The organism is Butyricimonas synergistica DSM 23225, assembly GCF_000379665.1.
GTDB lineage: Bacteria > Bacteroidota > Bacteroidia > Bacteroidales > Marinifilaceae > Butyricimonas > Butyricimonas synergistica.
In genome coordinates this window covers 1,421,683-1,438,398 of the sequence record NZ_KB903359.1, presented here as the reverse complement: position 1 = coordinate 1,438,398, position 16,716 = coordinate 1,421,683, and the positions used below count along the sequence as shown (strand labels likewise).

Annotated in this window: 13 protein-coding genes and 1 pseudogene; 3 read left to right on the top strand and 11 right to left on the bottom strand. The window is 42.3% G+C overall.

What is annotated here, in order from left to right:
* Positions 1 to 67 precede the first annotated feature (67 nt).
* The 9 genes and pseudogenes from A3CY_RS0106285 to A3CY_RS0106250 form a co-directional block, all read right to left on the bottom strand.
* On the bottom strand, positions 68 to 964 hold the full coding sequence (locus tag A3CY_RS0106285; RefSeq protein ID WP_026207377.1) for a hypothetical protein: 897 nt from the start codon (positions 962 to 964) through the stop codon (positions 68 to 70).
* Positions 965 to 971: 7 nt separating this feature from the next.
* A complete protein-coding gene (locus A3CY_RS0106280; RefSeq protein ID WP_026207376.1) occupies positions 972 to 1,172 on the bottom strand; it encodes a helix-turn-helix domain-containing protein in 201 nt (66 codons plus the stop codon).
* Between the two features lie 169 nt (positions 1,173 to 1,341).
* Entirely contained in the window at positions 1,342 to 2,745 is a 1,404-nt protein-coding gene (locus A3CY_RS0106275; RefSeq protein WP_018337058.1) for a DNA cytosine methyltransferase, read from the bottom strand.
* Positions 2,738 to 3,745: a DNA cytosine methyltransferase gene (locus A3CY_RS0106270; protein ID WP_026207374.1), complete on the bottom strand. Its 1,008-nt coding sequence runs from the start codon at positions 3,743 to 3,745 to the stop codon at positions 2,738 to 2,740. Before A3CY_RS0106270 ends, A3CY_RS0106275 begins: the two co-directional genes overlap by 8 nt.
* 205 nt (positions 3,746 to 3,950) lie before the next feature.
* Positions 3,951 to 4,460 carry a very short patch repair endonuclease gene (locus A3CY_RS0106265; RefSeq protein WP_018337056.1) on the bottom strand — a complete coding sequence of 170 codons (510 nt, stop codon included), beginning with the start codon at positions 4,458 to 4,460 and terminating at the stop codon, positions 3,951 to 3,953.
* 79 nt (positions 4,461 to 4,539) lie between these two features.
* Positions 4,540 to 4,667, bottom strand: a pseudogene (locus A3CY_RS22875) (site-specific integrase); the annotation flags it as partial.
* Positions 4,668 to 4,797: 130 nt separating this feature from the next.
* The gene (locus tag A3CY_RS0106260) at positions 4,798 to 6,087 is read right to left on the bottom strand and encodes an arginine deiminase (RefSeq protein WP_018337055.1); all 1,290 of its coding nucleotides are present in this window, start codon (positions 6,085 to 6,087) and stop codon (positions 4,798 to 4,800) included.
* A gap of 742 nt (positions 6,088 to 6,829) precedes the next feature.
* On the bottom strand, positions 6,830 to 7,582 hold the full coding sequence (locus A3CY_RS0106255; protein ID WP_040371494.1) for a BT1926 family outer membrane beta-barrel protein: 753 nt from the start codon (positions 7,580 to 7,582) through the stop codon (positions 6,830 to 6,832).
* A gap of 60 nt (positions 7,583 to 7,642) precedes the next feature.
* The gene (locus A3CY_RS0106250; RefSeq protein WP_155828197.1) at positions 7,643 to 9,814 is read right to left on the bottom strand and encodes a coiled-coil domain-containing protein; all 2,172 of its coding nucleotides are present in this window, start codon (positions 9,812 to 9,814) and stop codon (positions 7,643 to 7,645) included.
* Between the two features lie 187 nt (positions 9,815 to 10,001).
* Here A3CY_RS0106250 and A3CY_RS23170 point away from each other — a divergent pair, with 187 nt between their 5' ends.
* Complete coding sequence (locus A3CY_RS23170) at positions 10,002 to 10,358, top strand: helix-turn-helix domain-containing protein (protein ID WP_071595961.1); 357 nt, start codon at positions 10,002 to 10,004, stop codon at positions 10,356 to 10,358.
* Positions 10,359 to 10,707: 349 nt separating this feature from the next.
* Here the strand turns inward: A3CY_RS23170 and A3CY_RS0106240 are convergent, their stop codons facing one another.
* Entirely contained in the window at positions 10,708 to 13,194 is a 2,487-nt protein-coding gene (locus tag A3CY_RS0106240; protein ID WP_018337051.1) for an endonuclease MutS2, read from the bottom strand.
* Positions 13,195 to 13,221: 27 nt separating this feature from the next.
* Positions 13,222 to 13,926: a DUF1573 domain-containing protein gene (locus tag A3CY_RS0106235; protein WP_026207372.1), complete on the bottom strand. Its 705-nt coding sequence runs from the start codon at positions 13,924 to 13,926 to the stop codon at positions 13,222 to 13,224.
* Between the two features lie 117 nt (positions 13,927 to 14,043).
* On the opposite strand from A3CY_RS0106235, the gene rpsO reads away from it, so the two are divergent.
* Together rpsO and pnp are read left to right on the top strand one after the other, a co-directional pair.
* Positions 14,044 to 14,313: a 30S ribosomal protein S15 gene (gene rpsO / locus A3CY_RS0106230; RefSeq protein WP_027200975.1), complete on the top strand. Its 270-nt coding sequence runs from the start codon at positions 14,044 to 14,046 to the stop codon at positions 14,311 to 14,313.
* Between the two features lie 119 nt (positions 14,314 to 14,432).
* A complete protein-coding gene (pnp, locus tag A3CY_RS0106225) occupies positions 14,433 to 16,649 on the top strand; it encodes a polyribonucleotide nucleotidyltransferase (protein ID WP_018337048.1) in 2,217 nt (738 codons plus the stop codon).
* The last annotated feature ends 67 nt before the right edge of the window (positions 16,650 to 16,716 follow it).

Genomic DNA, 16,716 nt, shown 5'->3' with positions numbered 1-16,716 from the left:
GTCTGCCTAACTTTCGGGTTCAAAGATAAATCTTTCTTCGAAATGATTGAAATCTTATGGATAGTCATTATTCCTTGGAGTAGCATCTTACATTATGAGATAATACACCTCTCAAATCATCAAATTTTTTAATTTTCAATTCTTTCAAAATGCTTTTCAGCTTTTCACCAACTTCATTCCCATTATGTTCCAAAGGATAATCAAAAATCAAACGCGCATTTAATTTTCCATTATCAATAAACCAATCTACATATACTGACAAAGGTCTTGGACCATCCCACTTGCTTTTATCAAATCTATAATTTAAAGCTTTACAGGCAAAATAGATGGTTTGAGATTTTGCGTATTCTTCTATTGGTTGCAAGTTTCTCAAACAAGTATCTTGAGTCATGTTGTCGTTATCAATATTCAGAATGTAATTAGCCACACCCGAATCATTAATGATTTGACCGTTTACACGACTGTTTTTCTTATCCTCTGATAAGTTAATTCCCGCAAAAACATCATATTTTTGCTCTTCCGTGAGTTCTAAAACACCAGATTTTTCACCGCTTAACTTATTTAGTAATTCAAACTTCCAACCCAATTTCATTGTATGCGCCTCTGTTTTGCCACATCCCTTAAAATAGACCAAATAATCGGCAACAAAACAATCCTGTATAGAAAGCAAGCATCGCTTAATAATATCTGAAGCATCTTTGCCAAATATTTCACAAGCTCTATCAAGAGACATCTTATTTTCTAAGAAATCCGCATTTTGTTGTTTGACAGATATTTTTAATTCTACGGTATCTTTTTTATCTGAAGTTACTCCTTTTATATAAACATCTGTTTTGCATTCACCTTGCGAAGGACGTGGTTTTCCACAAAGTACAACATGATATTTTTTCCCTTCAAAAGAAAAGGCCGTTCCTGCTGGAAACAATTTTTCTACAGAATACTCTGAATTGATAAAATCTGGCATAATGTTATTATAATAAGTCTTTAAGTGAAACATTTAACGCTTTTGCAATTTTGTCTGCAATTTTTAGAGACACATTTCTTTTGCCTTTTTCGATATCAGGCAAATAAGTCCTGTCAATATTAGCCATATTAGCTAATGTTTCCTGTGATATTTTTAGAGATAATCTTTTCTCCATCACTTTTTTTCCAAAAATTTCATTTATATCCATAATAATACAAATATATGAGAACACAGGCAATAGTACAACGGACTATTGTCCACAATATATGTTCTAAGTTATTCTTTTCAAGAAAATTGTCTCGATCAAACCGATTTGGTAATGAAAATAAAGACGGAAAGGCCTTAAGATGACAAGGTCTTTCTAAACGATAAAGAATTTATTCTGAGATAAGCTCCTGGATGGTAGTAATGTATGGAATAGCTATATTACGGTTCTTTCCTTTAATCCGTACCTTTGATAAATCCATTCCTGCAAGATTTGTGCTTAGTGGGCTCTCTAATCGAAATGCGAAGTATTCTTTGCCAGAAGGCATAAAACCTAATTTTTTCAAGCCGGATGCTGACATTAGTTTTGGATACTCAGGAATGATACGAAATAGAAACTTGTTACTACGGTTATGCAATAGCAAATAAATGGGGTAAGCCATGCCTACAGGAATTTGTAATGCCCCACGACGTAATCCAGCACGCACATAATAAAGTCTATTTCTCAAAGTTTGTTGCAACTGATAATCATTTTTATAATAAGCAACTAACACGTTGCTTGTTTCAGATTTTCTTACTTGAATAGAAAACAAGGCTTCTTTTATTGACAAAGCTAAAAATTTGGCTAAACGAGGAGGTACTGCATTGCCAACCATCTTATAGCCATCTTGTACATTTTTATAAAAAAAACGGAAATTATCCGGAAAGGTTTGTATTCTTGCACATTCCCGGACGCTTAGCCTACGATATAAATGTTCTGCTCCTTGAAGAAAAACACGTTGGTTTTGCGATATGTATTTCATTTTAGGAGCTTGTGGATGCAAAGGGCAGTTCTTTGCTTGCGCTTGTATCGTAAATGAAGTTTCATCCCATGAACGCACACGGTTACGTGCCATGAATTTTGCATCCCATGGTCCCATAAATATATCATGGTTGAGCCATCTCCCATATTCTTGTATTACATTTTCATTTGTATACGAACGAGGACTTTCTACAATATCTCCTATTGCTTTTTTCAGCGTGATGTAAGGTTTTCCCAATGGCTTCGGGAAATCAAATGTACAATTCAGTTTTTTCAAGAAACCAACAATAAATACACGATGACGGTCTTGAGGAATATGGTAATCTGCAGCATTCAATAAAGAATAGCTTACTACGTAACCAGCATTTTCAAGAGTAGAAAGAAATAATAGAAATGTACTAAAGTGCTTGTCGTTAATAATACCTTGCACATTCTCTATAAGAAAAAACTTTGGGCATTTTTCTTTTATTAATCGGATATAATCAAAAAATAATTGCCCCCGCTCGTCTTCCAAGCCTAATTGTTTACCGCCTTCGCTCCATGATTGGCAAGGAGGCCCTCCGATGAATCCATCACAATCGGGGATATCAGCAGCTTTTAATGTCCGAATGTCCGACTTGCACAAACAAGTATTTGGGTGGTTGAATTGATAAGTTTTATGTATTGCTTCGTCAAATTCATTCGCCCAAATAACTTCATAACCTGCTTGCCTAAAGCCTAGGTCCAATCCGCCACATCCCGCAAAGAATGATGCGACTTTCATATCTTTAAGCATGGACAGCCCCTTTTTCAATTAGTGTTTGCTTTATTTGCATAGCCACATGATAAGCCAAATTAACGGGAACGGCATTGCCTATCATTTTATAGGCGTAGTTTACATCCTCGTATATGAATTTGAACTCATCTGGGAAACTTTGCACACGTGCAACCTCACGTACAGTCATCCTACGGTATAGATGTTCATTCCCTTCTACAAACTTTTGTAGGTTCTTTTCAACCTTTATCATCTTAGGTGCTTGTGGATGCAACTGGCATTGGCGCCCGCTGGCTTGGACCGTAAAGCCAGGTTCATCCCATGAACGTACCCTATTGCGCGACATGAATATAGGCGAATATGCTCCTGTAAAATATTCGTTATTAGGTACTTTGCAAGCATTTCCATTGGTTTTGTTCTTCTCCCGTGCAGGTATTGCGGAATCTTGCAAATCCCAAATGCTTTCACGCAAAGTAGGTTTATGCTTCAAAGGCGTTGGGTATTTGAAATCATGTATATCCAAATCTTTACGAAATCCGATATAAAATACACGGTCACGATCTTCGGGTACATCATAGTCATTGGCATTAAGCATCTTCAAATTCACATCATACCCTGCCTCGTCAAATAATTTCATAAAACCATTAACAGCATTCGAATGACGTTTAGCAAGCATTCCTGATACATTTTCTGCGACAAAGAACAAGGGCTGTTTATCCCGTAGAATACGAATGTATTCATAAAATAATTGCCCACGAGCATCTTCTATCCCCTTTAACGAGCCAGCTTCACTCCATGATTGGCAAGGAGGCCCTCCTATTATACCAATAACATTATCAGGAAACTCAGAAGAAGGTATGTTGCGGATGTCTCCTTCTATTAGATTTACTTCTGGAAAGTTCGCGCGAAAAGTCGGGCAAATCTTAGCATCAAACTCATTTGCGGCAACAGTCCTGAAACCTGCTTTATGGAAACCCAAATCCAAACCCCCAGCACCAGAAAAAAGACTAATCAAATTCATTATATAGTATAAGTTATTAATTTCACGCTCTGTAATAATGCTGCCCCATTTGATTTGCTTTGTTATGAGATTCTGCATATTCTTTCAATCTATATTGAGGTGCATTTACAATTTCAATTATTGCATCAACTATATTTCTCATATTCTTCATTATTTGCACAAATATACGGCTCTTAAACAAAAAATTGTTTTTATGATAGAAGATTTATCTCTTTTTATATTCTATCGCTTCTTCGGCTGCAATACTAGAAACAACTTCTTCTATCACATATTGCTTAGCTTTTTTCGGCTTGAACTTCTCCAAATACGTGTGGTTGATGTGGTACTCAATCTCCAGCAAGGTTTGTTGCCTTACCGCGGGCTTTAGTTGGCACTCCCACACGGTCATCACCCGCCAGCCCATCTTCTTCAATTCTGCCTTGTCGCGTTCGTCACGTTGCTTGTTGCGTCCAATTTTTTTCTGCCAATACTCGCTGTTGGAATGTGGGATATGCCCGTCCACTTCATGCCCGTGCCAGAAACAGCCGTGTATGAAAATCACGATGCCGTATTTGCGCAGCACGATGTCAGGCGTGCCCGGTAACCCCTTCACGTTCTTACGGTAACGGTAGCCGCGTGAAAAGAGGTAACGGCGCACAATCCACTCTGGCTTTGTGTCCCGGCTTCGTATTTTCGCCATAACGGCGGAACGCTTCTGCTTGTTCCAAATATCCATGCGTGAAAGTTTTAGCCGTTGCAAAAATACGAATTTCCTTTATACTTCCCACTATTACCTCCCGATAATCATACGATAGAATGCTTTGTTTTGTGCTAAACAGGCATAACTTGCCGTCAATAGTAATTCTTGCCATAGTCAAAACTTACCGTTCTTCTATCCAGAACCTTTCTTGAGGTAGAAAAGGACTTTAAATGTACTCTTCATAACCTCACGCTTTTAAGTTGCAAAACTAACGATAATGCTTTAAATAGAGATACTTAGGCGGTAGACAAATTTGGACTTCCTGATAATAAAAAAAAAGCTACAAATTGTTGATTTGTAGCTTTTGGTCTCTTTACCATTCAACTTCATCCCGGTTGATGGGCATGGTCATGCATCTGGCACCGCCACCTCCGCGGGGGAGTTCGGAACCTTCGATGGTGAGCATGTATTTATCGTAATTTTTCAAGTCTACTTTATTGCTGATGACGTCGCACGCGCGGATGATTTCAAATCCGGCGTTATTCATTGCTTCCACGGTATAGTTGTTGCGGGCGTACCCGATCACTTTACCCGGGGCAACGCAGAAGAAGTTTGCACCGCTGTGCCATTGTTCCCGTTCCATGTTCCATGTTTCGTCCTCGCCACCACAATACACGGGTTCCAAGTCCATGCCCAATTTCTTCAAGGCGTGCAACAACGTCTTTTCTCTGCGAATGCTGATGAGTCTTCCGTGTTGTATCTTGATATGCACGGTCTGGTAATTGCCCGGGCTCATGATTAAGGGCTCGTAGACCATACATTTGTCTTTATCTAGGAAGGTGAACACCATATCCAGGTGGATGAACGATTCCGGTGAATGAGGTAACTCCTGTACTAGGATATGTTGTACTTTATCCTCGTTCCGTTTGATGAAATTGTACATCAACGCATCAATACCACGGGTAGAGGTACGAACCCCGTTCCCGATAACCAGAATATCGTCACGGGCGATCAATACGTCACCACCCTCGACGGTTAATTTGCGGGTGGGGTCGTTCGTCGTGTTTAAATTGAGAGTTTTGGTTTTGAACCCGGGGGTAAAGTCGAAGATAGACTGCATAATCACGGCTTCACGATCGCGTACGGCATTTGCCATGCGACCGATGAGTACCTCGTTGTACATACTCATGGAGGCGTCGCGGGTGAAGAAGAAATTGTGCAACGGGCGCAAGTCATACCAGTCTTTGTTCAAGAATTTGGTCAACGTGTCGCGTTTCATTTCTACCCCTTCAATTAGCAAACGAGCCAAATCTTCTGCATCTTCATCCAATAGTTGATCTTTGATTGATCCTTTGGGAGTTTGTTCCGCGATAAAAGGTTCTATTTTTTCGATGCGATTGAGCACTTCCAGCTTGGTCGCGTCGTTCTTTAAAATGTTCGTCAGGAGGTCTTTTACTTGGTAGGTATTCGTGATCTTACCCAGCACCTCACTGAGTTGCTTGTATTCTTTTCGTGCAATAGATAGATTTAAAATGTCGCTATAGAGTGCCCTCTCAGCGTTTTCGGGAGTCATGTTTTCTACCTCCTCGCCTGGTGTATGGAGAATAACTCCATTCAGTTTTCCGATTTCGGATTGAACATTTACCTCAATAATCTTAGACATAAATTGGTTTTTTTGATTACCCTGCAAAAATACGACATAAAGAATGATAAACCTTATAAATCACCACTATAATTATGCAAAAGCGGAAAATAATTATGCACGATTAGAATATTTAACCATACAAATCAAATGGAATATATAATCCTGTAAGTTGACACGTTCATATTACTTTCCTTGCAAACTCTTTTTAAAAACCTTCCCGAAGGTCTTTGAAAGGAGTTTGAAAGGAATTTGTTCCCTATCTTCACCGTGTCTTTAGCGGAAATTCATGGGAAATCTTCCATCTGAAGACTAGCACAAACGTCTTAAAGTATAAAATGACCTTAAAAGGAGAAAGGAATACGCTTGGTATTCCTTTCAATATCTCGAAGAGTTGTCCGGCCTCTCCGAGCTGGTTGCTTCTTTCAATATCTTAAAATTATGAAGTTCTCTTCCTATATCACACTCTAGAAAGGGATCTATACATAATATGATTCATAGACTAGGCTAAACACTCGTACGGTGCAAAACTATGATATTTAATTTAGAAATACAAATAATAGACCGTTTTTTATAAATGGGAGATTTATTTTTGCTTAAGAGTTTCCTCGATTCGTGAAGTATAGTTTTTGTTACCGGTTTAGAGCCCGATTGTTGCTATTTTCCTAATGGCGTTTTTTTATGAAAAGAGAGAGGATGCCAAAGCATCCTCTACTTCTCCCGGGATAGAATCCCGTACGTTCTGGTTGCAAAATATGATTTATTAAAATTTAAATCCTATTTTCAGCATTGGGTTGGACAAAAAGTCGATCCCATGCCTGTCAGAAGAGAGTAATTTCAGTCCGACTTGAGGGCGGATATTGTATACCGAGTAGTCGTAAGCCAGCGGACGTATTTCGATTGAAATGAAAAATGCTTTTGAAACGAAATAATCGAAACCGGTCACTCCTGCCACCCGGTAACCGAACGCTTCCCCGATGGATTTGCCCAGGTAAGATTCGTCATCGGCTTTTGCCTCTTGTTTCCCGTAGGAGAATCCGAATTCTCCCCCGTAACGGAAAAATAACTTGTTGTATTTTGTTTTCACGTACCGTTCCGCTCCTAGAATCACGGAATACTTCATATTATCTTTCGAGGTGACGAATTTGTAATCTGGGATATCTCCTTCTTCAAATTTCCCCTCGGTACTGCTACCGGGAACTGCTTTGTACTCGGGATTGTGCTTGAACGAGAATCCTCCCATCGCTTTCAACGCCCATTTCTCCGCGAACATCCATTTGAACTCGAAGTTCAGGGATAATTGTTTGTCAAACCAACTGGTTTGAGGGGCGGAGATATTGTAGCTGCTTAAATCAGGTGCCGGGGCTTCCATGCCGACAAAAGAACCCACGCCCAAGTTCAAGGAAACTGCCTTGTCGCCTTTCTTCGGGGTGAAGTCCTCCTGCTTCTCTTGCGCGGTTGCCAGCAGAGCAGAACCCGTCATGATAATAGCAAATGTCAATACTCTTTTAAACATATTAAAGTTGTGTTTGGTTTTCATCGGGCGTTTTACGCCCGATGATATTTGTATCTATTTTTATTCAGCATCTTCCAAAGAGTCAATAACGCCTTGTAAGCGGTCGACTTCTGCTTGATAAATTACGATTCTTTCTTGCAAATCCAAGATCTCTTGTTCAAGTTCTGCAATTTGATTTCTCACGTATTCATGACCTGTGACGATCTCGTCTTTTTCAATTTCGTCGGCAGCTTCGAATTCTTCAATCAAAGTTTGACATTCTTTGATTTTCTTGTTTTGTGCTTCAATTGCATCGTTGCATTTTTTCTTGGCGTCTTCGATGGTTTTCTTGTATGCTTCCGGATCAAAACCTTCTTCGAAGATTCCCTGGTAGTTAGCTATTAATTCATCGTAAACAGCTTTTTCCGCACCGATATTCTCTCTATCTTCTTTTGTCTTCGTGTATTCGGAGTCCTCTATGGCTTTCAATGCGGCTTCATGAGCTTCTTCTGCATCGGCAACGACTTTCTCTGCGTCGGCAACAGCTTTCTCCGCGTTTGTTTTGTCAGCCAGAAACTCATCAAGAGATTTTTGGGCAGCCTCGAATCTTGCCTTGAAATTCTCTTCTGCTTCTTTAGCCAGGTTGGCGTTATTTTCTGCAATAATAACCGCGTTGGCTAATTTCCCACCTTCTGCTACGTCAGACATTGTCGTCTTGTATTTTGTTTCTGCATCAACTTTTGCTTTTTCTGCATCAGCTAAAGCTTTGTCATTGGTTGTAATGTCTTTATTTAAACCAGCAACCGTCGTTTTGGCATCTTTAAGTGCAGTTTCGTTGTCATCGAATGCTTTTTTTGCGGCATCGTAAGTCGTTTTTGCGGTTGTCGCCAATTCTTCTGCAATTCTCAACTCCCTTTGGTATTGAGCTATTTGTTCTGCTGTTAAGTCCTTGTCTTTCAAAAGATCTGTTAGCCTTTTAACCTCAGCGGTATGATTATCGTACACACCTTTTTCCGTGTCCATCTTATCTTTCAGAGTGCTTCTTTTTCCTTCGTAAGTTACCACATCTTCTTCTGCTTTAGTTAAAGCTTTTGCCAATCTTTCTTTTTCTTTTACAAAAGGTTCAACAGCCTCTGCTGTTTCTTCCATTTTCTTGTATAAATTGGGGATGTCTGTTTTTGCTTTTGCCAAAGCCTCTTCTGCTTTGGTAAAATCGTCCGCGGTTGAGGCACTTTCTTCTTCTAATTCAGTGATTTTCTTGTTGATTCCATCCAGTACTCCGAACTCGTATTCCGGGAATTCTCTGATGATATCTGCTTTTGCTGAATTTATGCCCTTTTGAGCTTCTTCGTATGCTTTAGTTGCTTCGTCTAATTCTTTTTCTTTTATATTTTTTGCGCCTTCAGCTTCAGAAAGTTGTATTGAGGCAGTATTTTTAGCCGCCAGCAATTTGCTTTGTTCTGCCTGCAATTCAATCATTTTTAAGGTCAATTCGTTATATTTTTCATCCAAAGCATTCTTTTTGCCCTCTAATTCTTCAATTTTCGCGAGAGCTTCATCTTCGGTAACGGATGTATTGGTGTTCATCCATATATCCAATTCAGTCTTTGCCTTTTCGATTGCTTCTTGTGCATCAGCAATCTGTTTTTGGAGTCCTTTCACGTAGTCCTCGAAATTTCCATTGATCATTTTTTCATAAGAGGCAATCTGGCGTTGGTTGTTGCTAACTTGGAGTTCTGCATCACGTAGAGTTTTCAACGCGTTGGTGTATTCGGTGTATAATTTGATGAGTTCCGGATTCATTTTACCGGCAATAATAGCCTCGTTTAATTTATTTTGGAATTCTTGCAATTTGTAAGCAGCTTTAGCTTCAGCTACTTGGTATGCCAATTCGTTCAATTTTTGTTGATACTCGAATTCCAGGCGGGCTTGTTCCAACTCTTGGTTGATTTTCTCGATTTGAGCACGGATCATTTCGGCTTCCGCTTCAGTCTTGGCGGCTTCTGCTTGGGCTTTCAATTTCTCGATTTCAATGCGTGCAGCCTCGTTCTTTGCGTCATTTTCCGCTTTTAACTTCTCGGTTTCGGCAGCGATCTTAGCTGCTTCTCCTTGTGCCTTCAGCATCTCTGCTTGTGCTTGCAACCATGCGGTTTTAGCAGTACGAATTTGTTCTACTACAGCTGATTCCTTGTCATCTACGCAAGAGAACATAACCATAGTGATTAAAACAACTAGTAAACTAATTTTTCTCATAACACTTTTTTTTATTAAACATTGAATAATTCTATTGTTTATTTGCTACATTAATGAATAATATGTATTATATTGACAACAAAAGTATGGTATATAATTTACTTATGCAAGAATTGTACAACATTTTTGTGAATATATAATACATTGGGAGGTTCTTTTGTCTGTATAATTCTCGTATTTTTATTCCATGAAATTAGATATAGGAGAGATAATAAGGCAAGAGTTTGAGAAAAGTGGATTGAGTATCAGTCAATTTGCTCGGATGATTAATAAGGAGAGGACGGTCGTGTACAATCTTTTTAAACGTCAATCTATTGATACACATTTGTTGTATCAGATTTGTATGGTGTTAAATGTTGATCTGTTTCGTGTGTTCTCGGAGTGTTTAGGGGAGGAGAATAAAGTTGTTGGTGCCGATCGTGTAAATGGCGTACAAATGATTTCTTCCAAACGGAAAATCATGTTGGAGGTGGAATTGGATGATGTGGAATATGACCAGATTATGCAAAAAATGTTTGAAAAGAAAAAGGGCTTCGATCGTTGATTCGTTTGATGAAAATTATTTGTATTCAAGTGATTATCAGGGATAAACAAGGGCGTTTTATGCGAATTCAGAATAAGAGACCGGATTAAAATGTATTGACTGCTCCGGGTATCGCCTTAAACCTTTGCTTCCCCCGTGAGCTACCGTTACTTTATGGCATGAACCATATATGCTCGAAGCACCAACGTAGCATGAACGTCAACCGTCGATTTTGCTACGTTCATGATTCGTTTATGATTCGTTCATGAGGTAGGGAAGCCATAGACCGAGGGTTGATCGGCAGAGGAGTTGCCCGAGAGAAATTACCAACTTTTATAGAACTTTTTCTTATCCCGAACTCGCGTAATGTTTAGATGTCAAGTTTGACAACCGTGATTCCTGCACCTCCCATCTGCACGTGCTCGTCGCCGCAATGACCGACCACGGGGTTCGCGTTCAAGTAATCCCGGATGATCTGGCGGAGGATTCCCGTGCCCGTGCCGTGGAGAATGCGTAGGTCTTTCATGTTAAGCATGACAGCCGTGTCAATAAATTCTGCCACTTTCATGAGAGCTTCGTCGCCCCGTAAGCCGCGGACGTCGATTTCCGGCTTGAAGTTCATACGTTTTTGGCTGATATTTTCCAGGTAAGGCGAGGAACTTCGTTGCGGTTTGTTTTGCATGGCTTTTTTCGCCATGCTGCTGGAAACTTTCGTCAAGCGTTCGATCTTCACGTTTGTCATTAGCCCGCCCAAGGCGATTACGGCACTCTTCTCGTTGAGCTCGATGATTTCGCCGATGGCTTTATTGTCCAGTTGCACGAGATCTCCTTTGCTGAAGGTGGGAGTTTTCGGGGATTGCTGCTCTTGTTCCGAAAGTTCGGTACGCGTGCGTTGACCTCGTTCCTGCCGTTTCTTTTCCCGTTTTTTCAGTTTCTCTATTTTCTTTTGCAGGCGTTCTTCTTTGCCTTGCTCGTCTGCCAGCAGGCGTCGTTTATCTTCTTCGAAAGCGGCTTTGGCAAGTTTCGTTTGTTCTTTTTCCGCCTGGCTTTCTTTGATTTCCCGTATTGTTCTCTCGATCGAGCTATTGGCGCCGGAGATGATCTCTTTGGCTTTTTCCTGAGCCTCTTTGATGATTTCTTTCCTTAACTTGGAGGCGTCGTCCAGTTCTTTCTTGTAACGTTCAAGTACTTCTTCAAGGCGTTTCTCGTTGTCGTGAATGCGTTTCCGTTTTTCTTCCCAGTAACGTTTGTCCCGGAGTATCTCTTTCAAATGTTTGTCGAAATTCACCCGGTCTTCCCCGATCTTGCTGGCGGCATCGTCCAGTATCTCTTTCGGAAGACCGATTTTCTTGGCGATCTCGAAGGCGAAGGAGGAACCCGGTTTCCCGATTTCCAGCTGGAACAAGGGGAGCATCTGATGGGAATCGTACAGCATGGCGCCGTTCACTATGCCTGGCGCGGATGAAGCGAAATGTTTCAAGTTCGTGTAGTGGGTCGTGATGACTCCTTTCACGTTATTTTGGTTCAAGGCGTTCAAGATAGCTTCCGCTATGGCTCCTCCCAACATGGGTTCCGTTCCTGTGCCGAATTCGTCGATTAGGATTAAGGTATCGTCCGAGGCGTAACGCACGAAGTTTTTCATGTTGAGCAGGTGTGAACTGTAAGTACTCAAGTCGTTCTCGAGAGATTGTTCGTCACCCATGTCGATGAGTATCTTCCGGAAAATGCCGAATTTACTCGATTCCTCTACCGGCACGGGGATGCCGCACTGGAACATATATTGTAATAGTCCGGCGGTTTGCAGGCAAACGGATTTTCCCCCGGCGTTAGGTCCGGAGATCAGCACGATACGTTGATCCTCGTTGATTTCCATATCCAGAGGTATGACTTCTTTGCCGTTTGCCTTTAAACTAAGGTATAGAAGCGGGTGTTTTGCCTTGAACCATAGCATCTCGGGACGGTCTTCAAAAACGGGAACAATGGCATTCACCCGAAGCGCGAATAAGGCTTTGGAACGCACGAAGTCCACGAAAGCCATGAAGTCGTAAGCCGGGATCAAGTCGTCGATGTAAGGGCGCAGGTCATCGGCAAACTGGCGGAGAATACGGGTGATTTCCCGCTTTTCTTCCAGTTGCAATTCCCGGATTTCATTGTTCGTTTCAATAATTTCCGCGGGTTCGATGAATGAGGTTTTCCCGGTCATCGATTCATCGTGCACGATACCGTTTATTTTCCGCTTGAAAGCCGAGGGGACGGGGATTACCATTCTGCCGTCGCGGATGGAGATGTTCGTGTCCTTGTCCGCCCAGCCTTCTTCCTGTGCCTTTTGCAGCAAGGATTGCATACGGCGGGATATGCCGGATTGTTTTTTCACGATGCTGTGCCGTATATTTCCCAGGGCGGGGGAGGCGGAGTCTTTTATCGTGCCGAACTTGGACACGATGGCATCCAGGCGTTGCAGGATGTAAGGAAATACCCGAATATCTCCGGTACGTGCTACCAGATGGGGGTATTGTTCCTGTTTGTTGTTGAAGAAACGGGTGATGGCGTTCAACGATTCCAGAGAGTTTTTCAGAATAACCAGTTCGTTCACTTCAAGGAATAATCCTTCCACTCTTATCCGTGCCAGAAAAGGGCGGGCGTCGTGGTAGTAAGATACCGGGAAGTCGTCTTCTTCCTGGCAGATGCGCATGAATTCAGCCGTTTCGGCTAACGCGGTGCGTATCCATTCTGCGTTGAATGAAAAAGCGATATCGTTTACCAGCTCGCGTCCCATGTCGCTTAGGCTGTTGCCACTGATAAGCTGTCTTATTTTATCGAATTTTATTTTTGTCTCAAAATTTTCGGGATAAATCATAATAATTGGAAATTGAAAATGATGAACTTAACGGGTAAGGGGAAAGGTGAAGCTTTCGCCTTGGTTGGTGCGGATTACAATGCGGTCGGCGGGGGAGAATGTCGTATTTCCGTTGCCGATGTAGCGAATGATGAGGTTGCCGATCATGCCTTTCTCTAAGGTGAAGGGGGTGTAGTCCGTTTCGATGTAATCGGGTTTGACGATCGATACGATGGATATGGCTTTTTTGCCGGTGTTGACCATGTTCACGATTTGTTGTTTTATTTTTAGTCGGCTTAAATAAATGGTGTCGGTGTTAAAACGGAGTTCTCCTGCCGGGAACGGGTATTCTTTTTCCACATTGACGGGTTTGCCCACGACCTTCCCGTTTAGTTTTAAAACGTGATTGGGCGGGGTGCCGTTGGTGTACACGACGATTTTCTTGGAGAACGTGCCGGGGCGGTCTTTCGGGTTAAAAACCACGGAAATTACCCCGCTGTCCCGGGGCATGATCGGGCGGCGGTTCCATTTCGGCACGGTGCATCCGCAGGTGGTTTCCACGTATTTTATCAATAATGGTGCTTTGCCTTTATTCACGAATTTGAAATGGTACGTGATTTTTCCCCCGGTTTCTTGCACTAAGCCCGCTTCGAGAACAGTTTTCTCGAAATCGATCTTGGCTTTTTGCCCGACCGCGAGCGCCGGAAGAAGGAAGAATATTGAGTACGCGAGTATTTTCCCTAGTCTAATCATGTCGTTGTAATTTTGCGTACAAAAATACAAAAAGGGATGGAAAAGATTGTTTCATGTCGGAATAAAGTATATCTTTGCGGCGTTAAAATAAATTTTAAAATTAAAGAACTGTACATCATGTATTTGACATCAGAAAAGAAAGAAGAACTTTTTTCACAGTACGGGAAGTCTAATAAAGATACCGGCTCTGTTGAGTCACAAGTAGCTTTATTTTCCTACCGTATCGCTCATTTGACTGAGCATTTGAAGAAAAACCACAAAGATTTCGCAACTCAAAGATCTTTGATTAAATTGGTTGGAAAACGTAGAGCGTTGCTTGATTACATGAAGAAGAGAGATATCGAGAGATATCGTGCTATCGTGAAAGCATTGAACTTACGTAAGTAATTTACATACTGGCGACCCGGTTGTCCGGGTCGTCTTGTTATTTGATCCTCCCCTCCTCCTCCTTTTATCTTAAAGAATTCCGTTAAAATGTTTTATATTTTAACAGTATTATTATTTCTATGAACATTATTGAAAAGAGCATTACCCTAAAAGATGGCAGGGTAATTACACTAGAAACCGGAAAGCTCGCCAAGCAAGCCGATGGGGCTGTTATGCTGAAAATGGGCGATACGATGCTTCTGGCGACAGTTGTTTCGGCACAAGATGCCGGTCCGGACGTGGACTTTATGCCGTTGTCCGTGGATTACAAAGAAAAATTTGCTTCTTTGGGACGTTTCCCCGGGGGATTTACCCGCAGAGAAGGAAAAACTTCCGACTACGAGATTCTGGTATCCCGTTTGATCGACCGTGCCTTGCGCCCGTTGTTTCCGGATGATTATCATGCCGAAACTTTCGTGCAGGTAACGTTGTATTCCGGTGATGCGGAGACCATGCCGGATTGCTTGGCAGGGTTGGCAGCTTCGGCGGCTATTGCCGTGAGTGATATTCCGTTCCACGGACCTATATCGGAAGTGCGTGTAGCCCGTATCGAGGGCGAGTTGGTTATCAACCCGACCAGAAGCCAGTTGGCTGTTGCCGATCTGGATATCATGGTTGCCGCTACTTACGAGAACATTATGATGGTGGAGGGTGAGATGAACGAGGTGTCCGAGAAAGAGATGTTGGATGCTATCATTTTCGCTCACGAGGCTATCAAGGAACATTGCCTGGTACAAGAAGAATTGGCTAAGGCTGTGGGTAAGGAGAAACGGGTTTACTGTCATGAAGTGAATGACGAGGAACTTCGCAAAGATATTTGGGACAAGTGCTACGACAAGGCTTATGCCATGGCTCGTCAATGCAATGCGGACAAACACTTGCGCGAGAGGTTGTTTACTCAGGTAAAAGACGAGTATCTCGAATCATTGCCGGAAGAAGAAAGAGAAGCCAAGAAGACGCTTGTCGGTCGTTACTATCACGACGTGGAGAAAGAAGCTGTACGGAGAATGATTTTGGACGAAGGTTTGCGTCTGGATGGTCGTACTACCGAGCAAATTCGTCCGATCTGGTGTGAGGCTGGTCCTCTACCCGGACCTCACGGGTCATCTATCTTCACCCGCGGTGAAACACAGGCATTGGCAACCGTTACTTTAGGTACGAAACTTGACGAGAAGATTATCGACGAAGCCACGGAACAAGGAAAAGAGAAATTCTTGTTACACTATAATTTCCCGCCGTTCTCAACGGGTGAGGCAAAACCTACCCGAGGTGTCGGGCGTCGTGAAATAGGTCACGGAAACCTGGCTCACCGTGCGTTGAAACGGATGTTGCCGGATGCTTATCCTTACACGGTACGTATCGTTTCCGATATATTGGAATCTAACGGTTCTTCTTCCATGGCAACGGTATGTGCCGGAACTTTGGCGTTGATGGATGCCGGTATCCCGATAAAGAAACCGGTAACGGGTATCGCCATGGGATTGATTACCGATAATGAAAAATATGCCGTGTTGTCGGATATCTTGGGTGATGAAGACCACCTGGGAGATATGGACTTCAAGGTAACCGGAACCGTGGACGGAATCACCGCTACCCAAATGGATATTAAGGTAGACGGGCTTCCTTACGAGATTCTGGAAAAAGCTCTGGAGCAAGCTAAGCAAGGGCGTTTGCATATCATGAATATTATCAAGGAAACGTTGCCCGAGCCTCGTCCGGATCTGAAACCGCACGCACCTCGTATGGTGACCCTTACCGTGGACAAAGATCAGATCGGTGCTATCATTGGTCCCGGAGGAAAGATTATCCAGGATATTCAAGAGAAGTCCGGTACTGTTATCGTTATCGAAGAAGTGGGTAACCAGGGTATTGTGGATATTTCAGCAAGCAATGCAGATTCTATTGCAATCGCTGTTGCCCGTATCAAGGCTATCGCCAGCAAACCAGAAGTAGGAGAGATTTATGAAGGTGTCGTGAAGACGATTACTGCGTTCGGTGCTTTCGTTGAATTCCTGCCCGGTAAAGACGGATTGTTGCACGTTTCCGAAATCGACTACAAACGCGTTGAGAACGTGGAAGACGTGTTGAAAGAAGGCGATAAAGTTCGCGTGAAATTGATTGATATAGATCCGAAAACCGGTAAGTTTAAACTTTCCCGGAAAGTGTTGCTTCCGAAACCCGAAGGGATGGAACAACAAAGCGATCGTCCTCGTGGCGACCGTCAGGATCGGGGGCCAAGACAAGACAGAGGTCCTCGTCGGGATAACAGAGGTCCAAGACCGGAAAGAAAAGAGTAGAAAAAAGGAGCTTTAAGCTCCTTTTTCTATTTACAAAATTCTCTGTTGCCAGAGGAAATCGTAAATC